This window comes from Streptomyces sp. TLI_053 (assembly GCF_900105395.1).
Taxonomy (GTDB): Bacteria; Actinomycetota; Actinomycetes; order Streptomycetales; family Streptomycetaceae; genus Kitasatospora.
The window spans coordinates 3,188,423-3,203,308 of record NZ_LT629775.1; the positions used below are offsets into that span (position 1 = coordinate 3,188,423).

The following is a 14,886-nucleotide window of genomic DNA, read 5'->3' on the forward strand; positions in this document are numbered from 1 at the left end:
CCACAGCAGCAAAAGACGTAAGGACTGAAGCACCATGACCGACGCACTGAAGCGCCTCAGCGACGAAGGCGTGGCGATCTGGCTGGACGACCTCAGCCGCAAGCGGCTGAACAGCGGCAACCTCGCCGAGCTGGTGCAGCACAAGCACGTGGTGGGCGTGACCACCAACCCGACCATCTTCCAGAAGGCCATCGGCGGCGGCGACAGCTCCTACGACGGCCAGCTGAAGGACCTCGCCGTCCGCAAGGTCACCACGGACGAGGCCGTCCGCATGATCACCACCTCGGACGTCCGTGACGCCGCCGACGTGCTGCGCCCGGTCTACGACGCCTCCAACGGCCGCGACGGCCGGGTGTCGATCGAGGTCGACCCGCGGCTCGCCCACGAGACCGCCGCCACGGTGGCCGAGGCCAAGCAGCTGTGGTGGCTGGTCGACCGCCCGAACGTGTTCATCAAGATCCCCGCCACCAAGGCCGGTCTGCCCGCGATCGCCGAGGTCATCGGCAAGGGCATCAGCGTCAACGTCACGCTGATCTTCTCGCTGGAGCGCTACAAGGCCGTCATGGAGGCCTACCTGACCGGCCTGGAGGCCGCCAAGGCCAAGGGCCTGGACCTCTCCCAGATCGAGTCGGTCGCCTCCTTCTTCGTGTCCCGCGTGGACACCGAGATCGACAAGCGGCTGGAGAAGATCGGCGGCGACGCCAAGGACCTCCGCTCCAAGGCCGCGCTGGCCAACGCCCGCCTCGCCTACCAGGCGTACGAGGAGGTCTTCGGCAGCGTCGACGGCAAGAGCGCCGGCAGCGCCCGCTGGGCCGCCCTGGAGGCCGCCGGCGCCAAGCCGCAGCGTCCGCTCTGGGCCTCCACCGGCGTCAAGGACCCGGCCCTGCCGGACACCCTCTACGTCACCGAGCTGGTCGCCCCCGGCACCGTGAACACGATGCCCGAGGCCACCCTGGACGCCACCGACGACCACGGTGTGGTCACCGGCGGGACCATCGTCCCCAACTACGCCGACGCCAAGGCCGTGATGGACGCCATCGCCGCCGCGGGCGTCGACTACGACGACGTCGTCCAGGTGCTGGAGGACGAGGGCGTCGAGAAGTTCGAGCAGTCCTGGAACGAGCTGCTCGACACCGTCACCGCCTCGCTCGCCTCCTTCGCCGACGAGAAGTGACCCCCTGCGAACGGCGCACGAAAGCGGAGCCCATCAAGTGAGCACTGATTTCCCCGAGTTGACCCCGGTGCAGGACGCGGACGACCTCCCGTCGGCACCCGTCAACCCGCTTCGCGACCCCTCGGACCGGCGGCTCCCGCGCATCGCGGGGCCGTCCGGCCTGGTCATCTTCGGGGTCACCGGCGACCTCTCCCGCAAGAAGCTCATGCCGGCCATCTACGACCTGGCCAACCGCGGCCTGCTGCCGCCGGGCTTCTCGCTCGTCGGCTTCGCCCGCCGCGAGTGGGAGGACGAGGACTTCGCCAAGGAGGTCCACGACGCGGTCAAGGAGCACGCCCGCACCCCCTTCCGCGAGGAGGTCTGGCAGCAGCTCGCCAAGGGCATGCGTTTCGTCCAGGGCGACTTCGGCGACGACGAGGCCTTCGACAAGCTCCGCGAGACCATCGAGGAGCTGGACCAGGCCCAGGGCACCGGCGGCAACTTCGCCTTCTACCTGTCCGTGCCGCCGAAGTTCTTCCCGACCGTCGTCCAGCAGCTCAAGAAGCACGGGCTGGCCGACCCGCCGAGCGGATCCTGGCGCCGCGCCGTCATCGAGAAGCCCTTCGGCCACGACCTGGAGTCCGCCCAGGAGCTGAACCGGATCGTCCACGAGGTCTTCCCCCGGGACGAGGTCTTCCGGATCGACCACTACCTGGGCAAGGAGACCGTCCAGAACATCCTGGCGCTCCGCTTCGCCAACCAGATGTTCGAGCCGATCTGGAACCGGTCGTACGTCGACCACGTGCAGATCACCATGGCCGAGGACATCGGCATCGGCGGCCGGGCCGGCTACTACGACGGCATCGGCTCCGCCCGTGACGTCATCCAGAACCACCTGCTCCAGCTGATGGCGCTCACCGCCATCGAGGAGCCGGCGTCCTTCCACCCGAAGGCGCTGGTGGCCGAGAAGCTCAAGGTGCTCAGCGCCGTCAAGCTCCCGGCCGACCTGGGCGAGCACACCGTGCGCGCCCAGTACACGGCCGGCTGGCAGGGCGGCGAGGAGGTCGGCGGCTACCTCGACGAGGACGGCATCAACCCGGACTCCAAGACCGACACCTACGCGGCCATCAAGCTGGAGATCAACAACCGCCGCTGGGCCGGGGTGCCGTTCTACCTGCGCACCGGCAAGCGGCTGGGCCGCCGGGTCACCGAGATCGCGGTGGTCTTCCAGCGCGCCCCGTACCTGCCGTTCGACTCCTACGCGACCGAGGAGCTGGGGCAGAACGCCCTGGTCATCCGGGTGCAGCCGGACGAGGGCGTCACCGTGCGGTTCGGCTCCAAGGTGCCGGGCACCTCCTTCGAGGTCCGGGACGTCACGATGGACTTCGCCTACGGCGAGTCCTTCACCGAGTCCTCCCCGGAGGCGTACGAGCGGCTCATCCTCGATGTGCTGCTCGGCGACGCCAACCTCTTCCCGCGCCACCAGGAGGTCGAGCTCTCCTGGCAGATCCTCGACCCGATCGAGAAGTACTGGGACGCCCACGGCAAGCCCGCGGAGTACGCGGCCGGCACCTGGGGCCCGGCCGAGGCGGACGAGATGCTCGCACGAGACGGCAGGAGCTGGCGCCGGCCATGAAGACCGACCTCACGGACACCACGTCCAGCAAGATCAACGCAGCGCTCATGGAGGCGCGCCGGGCCAGCGGCTCGACGGCCGCCGGCATGGTGCTCACCCTGGTGATCGTGACCGACGAGGGCAGCGCGTACGACGCCCTCAGGGCCGCCAACGACGCCTCCCGCGAGCACCCCTCGCGCACCCTGGCGGTCATCAAGCGTGCCGGGCGCTCGCCCCGGGCCCGCGCCGAGACCCGCCTGGACGCCGAGATCCTGGTCGGCTCCGACGCCGGCTCCGGCGAAACGGTCGTCCTGCGCATGCACGGCGAACTCGCCGCGCACGCCCAGTCGGTCGTCCTGCCGCTGCTGCTGCCGGACGCCCCGGTCGTGGTCTGGTGGCCGGAGAACGCGCCGCTGCACCCGGCGCAGGACCCGCTCGGCGCGCTCGCCCAGCGCCGGATCACCGACGCGGTCACCGCCGAGTCCCCGGTCGGCCAGCTCGCCCAGCGGGCCCAGAGCTACACCCCGGGCGACACCGACCTGGCCTGGACCCGGATCACCGGCTGGCGCTCGATGCTGGCCGCCGCGCTGGACCAGCGGCCGTCCACGATCACCTCCGCGGTGGTCGAGGGCGAGTCCTACAACCCCAGCGTCGAACTGCTCGGCCTGTGGCTGCACAACCGGCTGCACGTGCCCGTCGAGCGGGTCGTCACCAACGGCCCGGGCATCACCGCGGTGCACCTGCGCACCACGGACGGGGACATCACCCTGGACCGCCCGGACGGCCTGCTGGGCACCCTCTCGATGCCCCGCTCGCCGGACCGCCAGGTGGCGCTCAAGCGGCGCGAGACCTCGGAGCTGATCGCCGAGGAGCTGCGCCGGCTCGACCCGGACGACATCTACGCGGTGGCCGTCCGCACCCCGGTGGAGCGGCTCAAGGAGCCGGACACCACCGAGCCGGCGGCCGCGGCGAAGGCCGCCGGCGCGGCCGTCGAGCAGGCCGCCGAGGAGGCCGTGGCCGAGGAGACGGCCGCCGCCACCGCCCCGGAGGGCGGGGCCCGCAAGGGCGCCGCCAAGCGCGCCGCCAAGAAGGCGGGCGCATGACCGCGGCCACCCCGCAGCTGGTCGTCCACCGGGACAAGGAGCTGATGGCCCAGGCGGCCGCGGCCCGGCTGATCACCCGGATCGTGGACGCCCAGGCCGCCCGCGGCACCGCCTCGGTGGTGCTCACCGGCGGACGCAACGGCAACGCCCTGCTGGCCGCGATCGCCGCCTCCCCGGCGCGCGACGCGATCGACTGGGCGCGGCTGGACCTCTGGTGGGGCGACGAGCGCTTCCTGCCCTCCGCCGACCCGGAGCGCAACGCCGTCCAGGCCCGCGCCGAGCTGCTGGACGCCGTCCCGCTCGACCCGGCGCGGGTGCACGAGATGCCCGCCTCGGACGGCGTCGACGGCTCGGACGTGGACGCCGCGGCCGCCCGCTACGCGGAGGAGCTCGCGAAGGCGGCCGGCCCCGCCGACCGGCTCCGGGTGCCCGCCTTCGACGTGCTGCTGCTCGGCGTCGGCCCGGACACCCATGTCGCCTCGCTGTTCCCGGAGCACCCCGGGGTGCGGGAGACCGAGCTGACGGTGGTCGGCGTGCGCGGCGCGCCGAAGCCTCCGCCGACCCGGATCTCGCTCACCCTGCCGGCGATCCGGGCCGCCCGCGAGGTCTGGCTGCTGGCGGCCGGCGAGGACAAGGCGGACGCGGTCGCGCTGGCCCTGTCCGGCCCCGGCGAGCTCCAGGCACCCGCCTCCGGCGCGCACGGCACCGGCCGCACCCTGTGGCTGCTGGACCGCGCCGCCGCGGACCGGCTGCCGCCCCAGCTGTACCCCCCGGCCTCGGCCTGAGGCTCGGGAACACCGAAGGGCGCCACCCGTCACGGGTGGCGCCCTTCGGTGTTCGCCTGCTGCTCAGATCTCGCCGCGGAGCTTGGCCAGCGCCTCGGCGAGGATCGCCTCGCCGTCGGCGTCGGTGCGCCGCTCGCGGACGTAGGCCAGGTGGGTCTTGTACGGCTCGTTGCGGGAGGGCGCGGGCGGGTTGTGCTCGTCCTGCCCGGCCGGGAAGCCGCAGCGCGGGCAGTCCCAGGTGTCCGGGATGACCGCCTCGGCCGCGAAGCTCGGCCGGGTCTCGTGCTTGTTGGCACACCAGAAGGAGATCCGGTTGCGGGGGGCGGATTCGCCGCGCTCCGCCTCACCCATCGGGCCGGCTCCGACCCTGCTGCCACGGATGGCGTTGCCACTTGCCACGGTCTGACTCCCTGCGTGCTGGTGCGCCGACGCGCCGCGATGCGCGTCGGTGGCGAAAGTCGTCCTAGTGTAAGCAGGAGTTAAGGATGCGCCACCACCGGCTCCGCCCCGGACCCTTCCAGGATAGGCCGCGGGGCGACGGGGCGTCAGAGGTATGTCAGCTCTTGTACTTCAGGACCATGCTGAGCACGAACAGCGAGGCGAACCAGGCCAGACCGACCACGATCGTGATGCGGTCCAGGTTGCGCTCGGCGACCGCGGAGCCACCGCCGGTGGACATCGCGCCACCACCGAACATGTCCGACAGGCCGCCGCCCTTCCCCTTGTGCAGCAGCACCAGGAGGATCATCAGCAGGCTGAAGACGATCAGGGCAATCGAGAACCCGATAACCACGACGGGACCAACTCTCTCGTATCTTCGGCGAAGGGGCCGGACCACGTCGGGTGGTCCGGCCCCAAAGCCTACGTTGCTGCGGCGGCGTTAGCCTACTGCCTGCTCACGGTACCGCACGATCTTGACGAACTCCTCGGCGTCCAGCGAGGCACCGCCGACCAGGCCGCCGTCGATGTCCGGCTTGGCCATCAGGCCGGCCGCGCTCGACGACTTGACCGAACCGCCGTACAGCACCCGGACCTTGTCCGCGAGCTCGGCGGAGTACAGCTCGGCGATCCGGGCGCGGATCGCGGCGCAGACCTCCTGGGCGTCCTCGGGGGTCGCCACCTCGCCGGTGCCGATCGCCCAGACCGGCTCGTAGGCGACGACGACCGACTCGGCCTGGTCGGCCGGGACGTCCTTCAGGCCGCCGTCGAGCTGGGCCAGGGTGTACTCGACGTGGGTGCCGGCCTTGCGGATCTCCAGCGGCTCGCCGATGCACAGGATCGGGGTGATCCCGTTCCGGTAGGCGGCCTTGACCTTGGCGTTGACCAGCTCGTCGGTCTCGTTGTGGTACTCGCGGCGCTCGGAGTGGCCGATCACCGCGTAGGTGCACTTCAGCTTGGACAGCATCGGGCCGGAGATCTCGCCGGTGTAGGCGCCGCCGTCGTGCTGCGAGATGTCCTGCGAGCCGAACTTGATCTTCAGCTTGTCGCCGTCGACCAGGGTCTGCACCGACCGCAGGTCGGTGAACGGCACGAGGACGGCGACCTCGACCGCCTCGTAGTCCTTGTCGGCCAGCGCGAAGGCCAGCTTCTGGGTGTGCTGGATGGCCTCGAGGTGGTTGAGGTTCATCTTCCAGTTGCCCGCCATCAGCGGGAGACGCTCAGTCATGCGTGATTCAGCCTTCCAGTGCGGCGAGACCGGGGAGGGTCTTGCCCTCCAGGTACTCGAGGCTCGCGCCACCGCCGGTCGAGATGTGCCCGAACTTCGTCTCGTCGAAGCCCAGGATGCGGACGGCGGCGGCGGAGTCGCCGCCACCGACCACGGTGAACGCGTCGCTGTCGACCAGGGCCTGCGCGACCGCCCTGGTGCCCTCGGCGAAGGCCGGGTGCTCGAAGACGCCCACCGGGCCGTTCCAGAACACCGTCTTCGCGTCGGCCAGCTTCGCCGCGAACAGCTCCCGGGTCTTCGGGCCGATGTCGAGGCCCTCCTTGTCCGCCGGGATGCCGTCGGCGTCGACGACCTCGAAGTCCTCGACCGGAGCGTGCGTCTTCGTGTCCGGGAACTTCGCGGAGATCGCGACGTCCACCGGCAGCACGAACTCGACGCCGCTCTCCTCGCCGCGCTTCAGGTAGTCCAGCACCGTCGGGATCTGGTCCTCCTGCAGCAGCGAGATGCCGACCTCGTGGCCCTTGGCCTTGAGGAAGGTGTACGCCATGCCGCCGCCGATCAGGATGCGGTCGGCCTTGCCGAGCAGGTTGTCGATCACGCCGACCTTGTCCGAGACCTTGGAACCGCCGAGCACCACCACGTACGGGCGCTCGACCTCCTCGGTGAGGCGCTTGAGGACACCGACCTCGGTGGCGATCAGGTCGCCGACCGCGTGCGGCAGCAGGGCCGGCAGGTCGAACACCGACGCGTGCTTGCGGTGCACCGCGCCGAAGCCGTCGCCCACGTACAGGTCGGCCAGCGCGGCGAGCTGCTCGGCGAAGGCCTTGCGCTCGGCGTCGTCCTTGCTGGTCTCACCGGCGTTGAAGCGCAGGTTCTCGAGCAGCGTGACCTCGCCGTCGGCCAGGGCGGCGACGGTGGCCTTCGCGCTCTCGCCCACGGTGTCGGTCGCGAACGCGACCGGACGGCCGAGGATCTCGCCGAGGCGGGCGGCCACCGGCGCGAGGGAGAACTGCGGGTCCGGCGCGCCCTTGGGACGGCCGAGGTGGGAGGCGACGACGACCTTCGCGCCGCGTTCGACGAGCTTGGCGATGGTCGGGGCGACGGCGCGGATCCGGCCGTCGTCGGTGATCGTGCCGTCGGAAAGCGGGACGTTCAGGTCCGCACGCACGAACACGCGCCTACCGGCGACGTCCAGATCTTCGATGGTCTTCACGGTCTTCGGTCTCCTGGCGAGATGGTGGAGCAGGGGACGGCACAACGCTGTGCCGTCCATGGGGAGTTGAGGGTGCGCAGACGGAGGGCCCGGTCGGCTTCGCACATGCCTTCCGGGCCCTCCCCCCTACTTCACGTCAGCTCCCGCTGCGTCAGAGCCCGGCACCGACGAGGGTGGTCAGGTTGACGAGGCGGTTCGAGTAGCCCCACTCGTTGTCGTACCAGCCGAAGACCTTGACCTGGTTGCCCTGGACCATGGTCATCAGCGAGTCGAAGATCGTGGAGAACGGCGAGTTCACGATGTCGGAGGAGACGATCGGGTCCTCGGTGTACTGCAGGATGCCCTTGAGGGTGGTCTCGGAGGCCTTCTGGAAAGCCTCGTTGACCTCCGCGACGGTGACGTCGCGCTCCAGGGTGACCACCAGGTCGGTGATCGAGCCGGTCGGGACCGGGACGCGCAGCGAGGTGCCGTCCAGCTTGCCCTTGAGCTCCGGGAGGACCAGGGCGGTGGCCTTGGCGGCACCCGTCGAGGTCGGGATGATGTTGAGGGCCGCGGCGCGGGCGCGACGCAGGTCCTTGTGCGGGAAGTCCAGGGTGACCTGGTCGTTGGTGTACGCGTGCACCGTGGTCATCAGACCCTTGACGATGCCGAAGTTCTCGTTCAGCACCTTGGCCAGCGGCGCCACGCAGTTGGTGGTGCAGGAGGCGTTGGAGATGACGGTGTGCTTGGCGCCGTCGTACTTCTCGTCGTTGACGCCCATGACGATGGTGATGTCCTCGTCGGTGGCGGGCGCCGAGATGATGACCTTCTTCGCGCCGGCCGTGACGTGCTTCTTCGCCGCCTCGGCCTTGGTGAAGATGCCGGTCGACTCGATGACGATGTCGACGCCCAGCTCGCCCCAGGGGAGGTTCGCCGGGTCGCGCTCGGCGATGACCTTGAAGGTCGTGCCGTCGACGGTGATGCTGTCCGCGGTGTGGGACACCTCGCCCGGGAAGGTGCCCAGGATCGAGTCGTACTTGAGCAGGTGCGCCAGGGTCTTGGTGTCGGTCAGGTCATTGACGCCGACGATCTCGATGTCCGCGCCCTGGGACTTAACCGCACGGAAGAAGTTGCGGCCGATGCGGCCGAATCCGTTGATGCCTACCCGGATCGTCACGAACCGATCTCCTCGTTAGGTACGCCGGACGCTATGCCGACGGGGTGGAATTTTGGGATGTCCCCGACCGCCTATGACCCTACCCCTCCGAGGCCGGATGGAGCACATCAGGCGTTTGCGCAACCCCTGGCGTGGCGCGTGTTCCCACCGTTTTCGGGCCGTCCGGCCGTGCCCGTCCGGGCAGTTGGTCCCGACCCGCGCGAGGCCCGCGGCAGCGGCCCGTCCCAGCACCCGGACACGACCGCGCCGGTGCCCGCGTTGGCGGGCACCGGCGCGTGGATCATCTCCGGGTCCGATCGTCAAGACCCCGGCCGGATCCGGTCGGGGAGCGGCGTCAGCTGAGCGCCATCTCGTCGGTGAGGTTGGCCTCGGTGCTCGGCAGTCCGAGCTCGGAGGCGCGCTTGTCGGCCATCGCCAGCAGCCGGCGGATCCGGCCGGCCACCGCGTCCTTGGTGAGCGGCGGGTCGGCGAGCGCGCCCAGCTCCTCCAGCGAGGCCTGCTTGTGCTGCATCCGCAGCTGGCCGGCGGCGGCCAGGTGCTCGGGCACCTCCTCGCCGAGGATCTCCAGCGCGCGGGCCACCCGGGCGCCGGCCGCGACCGCGGCCCGGGCCGAGCGGCGCAGGTTGGCGTCGTCGAAGTTGGCCAGCCGGTTGGCGGTGGCCCGCACCTCGCGCCGCATCCGGCGCTCCTCCCAGGCCAGCACCGACTCGTGCGCGCCGAGCCGGGTGAGCAGTGCGCCGATGGCGTCCCCGTCGCGGATCACCACCCGGTCCACGCCGCGCACCTCGCGGGCCTTGGCGGGGATGCCGAGCCGGCGGGCGGCGCCGACCAGGGCGAGGGCGGCCTCCGAACCGGGGCAGGTGATCTCCAGCGAGGACGAGCGGCCGGGCTCGGTGAGCGAGCCGTGGGCCAGGAAGGCGCCGCGCCAGGCCGCCTCGGCGTCACAGGTGGCGCCGGAGACCACGGCCGGGGGCAGACCCCGGATCGGACGGCCGCGGCCGTCCACCAGGCCGGTCTGGCGCGCGAGCAGCTCGCCGTCCTTGACCACCCGGACCACGTAGCGGCTGCCGCGCCGCAGGCCGCCGGGGGCCATCACGACCAGGTCCGAGGAGTGTCCGAAGATCTCCAGCAGGTCCTTGCGCAGGCGCCGGGCGGCGGCTCCGGTGTCGAGCTCCGCCTCGATCACGATGCGGCCGCTCACGATGTGCAGCCCGCCCGCGAAACGCAGGATCGCCGACACCTCCGCCTTGCGGCAGCAGGCCCGGGTGACCGGGAGCCGGCTGATTTCGTCCTTCACCGCTGGAGTCATCGCCATGGCCCGATCCTTCCATGTGTCCGGAAAATCCGGTCGTACGCGGCCGCCAAGAGCTCCGGGTCGTGTCGCGGCGTGCCGTCGGTACGGGCGACCCGGCCGAGCACCAGTGCGGCGCCCATCCGCTCGGCGGCCTTCTCCAGACCGGCCAGGTCGGCCTGGCCGAAGGCGCCGCCGGTGACGGCGCGCTCGTCCACCAGGATCGCATCCACCGCGAGCGCGGGGGCGTGGTCGGCGATGACGTCCAGATGACGCTGCGGGGTGAAGCCCTCGGTCTCGCCGGGCTGCGGGGCGAGGTTCAGCGTGAGCAGGCGGCGGGCGCGGGTCTCCACCAGGGCCTTCACCAGCTCGGGCACCAGCAGGTGCGGCAGCACGCTGGTGAACCAGGACCCGGGGCCCAGCACGACCCAGTCCGCCTCCCGCACCGCGGTGACCGCCTCCGGCACGGCGGGCGGCTCGTCCGGAACGAGCCGGACGGACTGCACGGTGCCGGGAGTGACCGCCACGCTGGCCTGGCCGCGGACGGCGCCCAGCTCGGTGGGGAAGGCCGGGTCGTGCCCCCGGACTATCGCCTCGATGTCCAGCGGGACCGCCGACATCGGCAGCACCCGGCCCTGGACGTTGAGCAGCCGGCCGACCCAGTCCAGCGCCGCCACCGGGTCCCCGAGCTTCTCCCAGAGCGCGACGATCAGCAGGTTGCCGACCGCGTGGCCGCCGAGCTCACCGGTGCCGGTGAAACGCTGCTGAATCACCTCGGACCAGGTGCGGCCCCAGTCGTCGTCGCCGCAGAGCGCGGCGAGCGCCTTGCGGAGGTCGCCGGGGGGCAGCACCCCGAGCTCCTCGCGGAGCCGGCCGCTGGAGCCGCCGTCGTCGGCGACGGTCACCACGGCGGTGAGGTCGGTGGTGAGCCGGCGCAGCGCGGAGAGCGAGGCCGACAGGCCCTGACCGCCGCCGAGTGCGGTGATCCGCGGAGCCTGATTGCTCCTGGGCGCCTGATGGGGACGGGCCGGGCCGGTGCGGGCCGCCCCGGTGCGGGACCGGCCGGTCAGGATCGACCTGACCGTGCTCCCGCTCCGGTCGGCGGTCTTGTTCTGCAGCTGCCGCCCGGGCACGTATCCCGTCACACCTACCTCGCGTTCCTCTTGCCGGGCCGCCGACCTCCGCCGGCGGCCCGGCAGGGGGTACGGCGGCTACTCCCGTCCCATGTCACGGTGGACGAGCACCGTTTCCACGCCGTCCGCGATCAGACGCTTCGTCAGCCGCTCGGACATCGCGACGCTGCGGTGCTTGCCACCGGTGCAGCCTACGGCAAGGGTCATGTAACGCTTCCCCTCGCGGCGATAGCCCTCGGTGACAATGCGCAGCAGCTCGGCGTAGCCGTTGAGGAACTCGTTGGCCCCGGGCTGCTGGAACACGTAGTCGGCGACGTCCGCGTCGGTGCCCGTCCTGGCCCGCAGCTCGGGCACCCAGTGCGGGTTCGGCAGGAAGCGGCAGTCGACCACGAGGTCGGCGTCGACCGGCAGGCCGTACTTGAAGCCGAAGGACATCACGGTGGCGCGCAGCTCGGGCTCGTCGTGGTCGGCGAACTGGGCGTCGAGCTTGGCCCGCAGCTGGTGGACGTTGAGGTTGGAGGTGTCGATCACCAGATCGGCCTCGCCGCGGAGCTCGCGCAGCAGCTCGCGCTCCTGGGCGATGCCGTCGACGATCCGGCCGTCGCCCTGGAGCGGGTGCGGGCGGCGCACGCTCTCGAAGCGGCGGACCAGGGCGTCGTCGGAGGAGTCGAGGAAGACGACGCGCAGCCGCACGCCGCGCTTCTCCAGCTCGTCCAGCGAGGTCAGCAGGTCGTCGAAGAACTGCCGGCCGCGGACGTCCACGACGGCGCCGATCCGGGCGACGTTGCCCTGGGAGCGGGCTCCGAGGTCGACCATGGTCGGGATGAGGGCCGGCGGCAGGTTGTCCACCACGAACCAGCCCAGGTCCTCCAGGCACTTGGCGGCGGTGGAGCGGCCCGCCCCGGACATGCCGGAGATGATCACCAGCTCCGGGGTGTTCTCGCCGCCGGCCTCCGGCCGGGCGGTGCCCCCGTAATCGGACACGGTCACTTCGGTTCCCCGCTCTCGGTGGTTCTGCTGTGGAGAACGCGCGTCGCGCGGGCATGCTTCCCGGCGCCACTCGGACGAGTGGGCGCGGGGCACGCCGGCTGACGGGCGGCGTCGGCCGTCATGGCGTCTCCTGAATGGGTACGGTCTCGGGCGCCGCGGGCGCCGGCTCGTCGGCGCCGTCCTCGATGATCTCGCCCGTGGCGGTGTTCACGGCTGGTGCGGCAGGTGTACGGGACGACAACGCCGCCGCAACGGTCTCCGCCGTCCGCCGGCCGATGCCGGGGACCGCGCAGAGTTCGTCGACGGTGGCAACCCGAAGCTTCTTGAGCGAGCCGAAGTGCTTGAGCAGCGCCTGACGGCGAGTCTCGCCGAGGCCGGGGACGGAGTCCAGTTCTCCGGCGGTGAGTCGCTTGGAACGCTTGCCGCGCTGGTAGCCGATGGCGAAGCGGTGGGCCTCGTCGCGGACCCGCTGGAGCAGGTAGAGGCCCTCGCTGCTGCGCGGGAGCACCACCGGGTCGTCCTCGCCGGGCAGCCAGACCTCCTCGAGGCGCTTGGCCAGGCCGCACAGTGCGATGTCGTCGATGCCGAGTTCGTCCAGGGCCCGCTGGGCGGCGGCGACCTGGGGCTGCCCGCCGTCGACGACCAGCAGTTGCGGCGGGTAGGCGAAGCGGCGGGGGCGGCCGTCCTCGGCGCGGGTGGCGGTGCCGTCGGCGGCGGCGTCCGCGGCGTCCTCCGGGCCCTCCTCGGGGACGGCCCACTCGCCGGTGCGCTCGCGCTCCTGGAGGTAGCGGCGGAACCTGCGGCTGATCACCTCGTGCATCGAGCGGACGTCGTCCTGACCCTCGAAACCCTTGATCTCGAAGCGGCGGTACTCGCTCTTGCGGGCCAGGCCGTCCTCGAAGACCACCATCGAGGCGACCACGTCCTCGCCCTGGAGGTGGGAGATGTCGAAGCACTCGATCCGCAGCGGGACGCTGTCCAGCTCCAGCGCGTCGGTGATCTCCTGCAGGGCGCGGCTGCGGGTGGTGAGGTCGGAGGCGCGCTTGGTCTTGTGCAGCGCCAGCGCCTGCTGGGCGTTGCGCTGCACGGTGGCCATGAGGTCCTTCTTGTCGCCGCGCTGCGGGATGCGCAGGTCCACCTGGGCTCCGCGCAGCCCGCCCAGCCACTCCCGGACCGGCTCGACCGGGTCGGGCAGCGCGGGTACCAGCACCTCGCGCGGCACGCCCTCGCCGCGCTCCTCGGCGCCGACGCCGCCGTAGAGCTGCTGGAGGGCGTGCTCGACCAGTCCCGCGGTGTCGACGTCCTCGACCTTGTCGGTGACCCAGCCGCGCTGGCCCCGGACCCGGCCGCCGCGGACGTGGAAGATCTGGACGGCGGCCTCGAGTTCGTCCTCGGCGACGGCCAGCAGGTCGGCGTCGGTGGCGTCGGCGAGGACGATGGCGTTCTTCTCCATGGCCCGCTTGAGGGCGCCGATGTCGTCGCGCAGCCGGGCCGCCTTCTCGTACTCCAGGTCGGCGGCGGCCTCCTGCATCTCGGTCTCCAGCCGGCGCAGGTAGTTGCCGGTGCGGCCGGCCATGAAGTCGCAGAAGTCCTCGGCCAGCGCCCGGTGGTCCTCCGGCGTGATCCGGCCCACGCAGGGCGCGGCGCACTTGCCGATGTAGCCGAGCAGACAGGGGCGGCCGACCTGGGCGGCGCGCTTGAAGACGCCGTTGGAGCAGGTGCGGACCGGGAAGACCCGCAGCAGCAGGTCGACGGTCTCGCGGATCGCCCAGGCGTGGCCGTAGGGCCCGAAGTAGCGCACGCCCTTGCGGTGCGCGCCGCGCATCACCTGGACCCGCGGGAACTCCTCGTTGAGGGTGACAGCGAGTTCCGGATAGCTCTTGTCGTCCCGGTACTTGACGTTGAACCGGGGGTCGAACTCCTTGATCCAGGAGTACTCCAGCTGGAGCGCCTCGACCTCGGTGGCGACCACGGTCCACTCCACCGAGGCGGCGGTGGTGACCATGGTCGCGGTGCGCGGGTGCAGTCCGGCGAGGTCCTGGAAGTAGGAGGACAGCCGGGGCCGGAGGCTCTTGGCCTTGCCCACGTAGATGACCCGCCCGTGGGCGTCGCGGAACTTGTAGACACCGGGCGAGGTCGGGATCGCCCCCGGCGCCGGACGGTAGGTGGACGGGTCAGCCATGGGTCCACCGTACCGACTCGGGCCGGGGGCGCGTGCGGGAGATCAACTGCTTCAGCGCGGGGTCACCTTGAGGTTGCCGCCCTCGACCGCCACGTCGTACGCGGGCAGCGGGGTCGGGGCCGGGCCGTCCAGCACGGCGCCGTCGGTGATGCCGAACAGGCTGCCGTGACAGGGGCATTGGATCTTCTGGTTCTTGACCTGGTCGACGATGCAGCCGGCGTGGGTGCACTTGGCGCTGAACGCCTTGTACTGGCCCTCGGCGGGCTGGGTGACGACGATCTTCTTCTCGCGGAAGACGGTGCCGCCGCCGACCGGGACGCCGGAGGCCGGGCCGAGGTCGACCGGGGTCTTGGCGGCGGAGTCGGAGCCGGAGGAGGCCGAGGAGCAGCCGGTGACGGCGACGGTGCCGCCGGCGGCGAGAACGGCCGCGGCTCCGCAGAGCAGGGTGCGGCGGGAGGGGGCGGGGCTCTCGGGGGCCTCGGACATGAGGGTGCTCCTGGTTTCGGCGGCGGCGTTCGGCGGCGGCTTCGCGGCTGCGGGCCGCCCGGAATTCTATGCGGCCCGCCTCCGCCCGCCCCCGGGGTGCCGGGGGCGGGCGG

Annotated in this window: 14 protein-coding genes; 4 read left to right on the top strand and 10 right to left on the bottom strand. The window is 71.7% G+C overall.

Annotated elements, in window-relative coordinates:
* Positions 1–34 precede the first annotated feature (34 nt).
* The 4 genes from tal (at position 35) to pgl (ending at position 4,656) form a co-directional block, all read left to right on the top strand.
* Positions 35–1,174, top strand: coding sequence for a transaldolase (gene tal / locus BLU95_RS12525; protein WP_093860096.1), 1,140 nt, complete (start codon positions 35–37; stop codon positions 1,172–1,174).
* A 67-nt stretch (positions 1,175–1,241) separates the two neighbouring features.
* A complete protein-coding gene (zwf, locus tag BLU95_RS12530; RefSeq protein ID WP_093864831.1) occupies positions 1,242–2,789 on the top strand; it encodes a glucose-6-phosphate dehydrogenase in 1,548 nt (515 codons plus the stop codon).
* Complete coding sequence (opcA, locus tag BLU95_RS12535) at positions 2,786–3,871, top strand: glucose-6-phosphate dehydrogenase assembly protein OpcA (RefSeq protein ID WP_093860097.1); 1,086 nt, start codon at positions 2,786–2,788, stop codon at positions 3,869–3,871. Before zwf ends, opcA begins: the two co-directional genes overlap by 4 nt.
* Positions 3,868–4,656 (top strand): 6-phosphogluconolactonase, encoded by a 789-nt coding sequence (gene pgl / locus BLU95_RS12540; RefSeq protein ID WP_093860098.1) that lies wholly within the window; start codon positions 3,868–3,870, stop codon positions 4,654–4,656. Before opcA ends, pgl begins: the two co-directional genes overlap by 4 nt.
* Positions 4,657–4,719: 63 nt before the next feature.
* Here the strand turns inward: pgl and BLU95_RS12545 are convergent, their stop codons facing one another.
* From BLU95_RS12545 to BLU95_RS12590, 10 genes are all read right to left on the bottom strand, one after another.
* Positions 4,720–5,007 carry an RNA polymerase-binding protein RbpA gene (locus BLU95_RS12545; RefSeq protein ID WP_030308030.1) on the bottom strand — a complete coding sequence of 96 codons (288 nt, stop codon included), beginning with the start codon at positions 5,005–5,007 and terminating at the stop codon, positions 4,720–4,722.
* 205 nt (positions 5,008–5,212) lie between these two features.
* On the bottom strand, positions 5,213–5,449 hold the full coding sequence (gene secG, locus BLU95_RS12550; protein ID WP_093860099.1) for a preprotein translocase subunit SecG: 237 nt from the start codon (positions 5,447–5,449) through the stop codon (positions 5,213–5,215).
* 87 nt (positions 5,450–5,536) lie between these two features.
* Complete coding sequence (gene tpiA, locus BLU95_RS12555) at positions 5,537–6,322, bottom strand: triose-phosphate isomerase (protein ID WP_093860100.1); 786 nt, start codon at positions 6,320–6,322, stop codon at positions 5,537–5,539.
* A gap of 7 nt (positions 6,323–6,329) precedes the next feature.
* The gene (locus tag BLU95_RS12560; RefSeq protein ID WP_093860101.1) at positions 6,330–7,535 is read right to left on the bottom strand and encodes a phosphoglycerate kinase; all 1,206 of its coding nucleotides are present in this window, start codon (positions 7,533–7,535) and stop codon (positions 6,330–6,332) included.
* Between the two features lie 151 nt (positions 7,536–7,686).
* Positions 7,687–8,691, bottom strand: a complete 1,005-nt coding sequence (gene gap / locus BLU95_RS12565) for a type I glyceraldehyde-3-phosphate dehydrogenase (RefSeq protein ID WP_030394968.1) — start codon at positions 8,689–8,691, stop codon at positions 7,687–7,689.
* 334 nt (positions 8,692–9,025) lie between these two features.
* Positions 9,026–10,006, bottom strand: a complete 981-nt coding sequence (gene whiA / locus BLU95_RS12570) for a DNA-binding protein WhiA (RefSeq protein WP_030394969.1) — start codon at positions 10,004–10,006, stop codon at positions 9,026–9,028.
* Entirely contained in the window at positions 9,997–11,100 is a 1,104-nt protein-coding gene (locus BLU95_RS12575; protein WP_093864832.1) for a gluconeogenesis factor YvcK family protein, read from the bottom strand. The genes whiA and BLU95_RS12575 overlap by 10 nt, the downstream gene beginning before the upstream one ends.
* 93 nt (positions 11,101–11,193) lie before the next feature.
* Positions 11,194–12,105 (bottom strand): RNase adapter RapZ, encoded by a 912-nt coding sequence (gene rapZ / locus BLU95_RS12580; RefSeq protein ID WP_369826124.1) that lies wholly within the window; start codon positions 12,103–12,105, stop codon positions 11,194–11,196.
* Between the two features lie 118 nt (positions 12,106–12,223).
* Entirely contained in the window at positions 12,224–14,287 is a 2,064-nt protein-coding gene (gene uvrC / locus BLU95_RS12585) for an excinuclease ABC subunit UvrC (RefSeq protein ID WP_093860102.1), read from the bottom strand.
* Positions 14,288–14,338: 51 nt separating this feature from the next.
* Positions 14,339–14,773: a Rieske (2Fe-2S) protein gene (locus BLU95_RS12590; RefSeq protein ID WP_093860103.1), complete on the bottom strand. Its 435-nt coding sequence runs from the start codon at positions 14,771–14,773 to the stop codon at positions 14,339–14,341.
* Positions 14,774–14,886: the final 113 nt, after the last annotated feature.

Bases quoted from the DNA above. Each gene is read 5' to 3' on its own strand.
- tal (WP_093860096.1), top strand. From the start codon at position 35: ATGACCGACGCACTGAAGCGCCTCAGCGACGAAGGCGTGGCGATCTGG.
- opcA (WP_093860097.1), top strand. From the start codon at position 2,786: ATGAAGACCGACCTCACGGACACCACGTCCAGCAAGATCAACGCAGCG.
- pgl (WP_093860098.1), top strand. From the start codon at position 3,868: ATGACCGCGGCCACCCCGCAGCTGGTCGTCCACCGGGACAAGGAGCTG.
- BLU95_RS12545 (WP_030308030.1), bottom strand. From the start codon at position 5,007: ATGGGTGAGGCGGAGCGCGGCGAATCCGCCCCCCGCAACCGGATCTCC.
- tpiA (WP_093860100.1), bottom strand. From the start codon at position 6,322: ATGACTGAGCGTCTCCCGCTGATGGCGGGCAACTGGAAGATGAACCTC.
- whiA (WP_030394969.1), bottom strand. From the start codon at position 10,006: ATGGCGATGACTCCAGCGGTGAAGGACGAAATCAGCCGGCTCCCGGTC.
- uvrC (WP_093860102.1), bottom strand. From the start codon at position 14,287: ATGGCTGACCCGTCCACCTACCGTCCGGCGCCGGGGGCGATCCCGACC.
- BLU95_RS12590 (WP_093860103.1), bottom strand. From the start codon at position 14,773: ATGTCCGAGGCCCCCGAGAGCCCCGCCCCCTCCCGCCGCACCCTGCTC.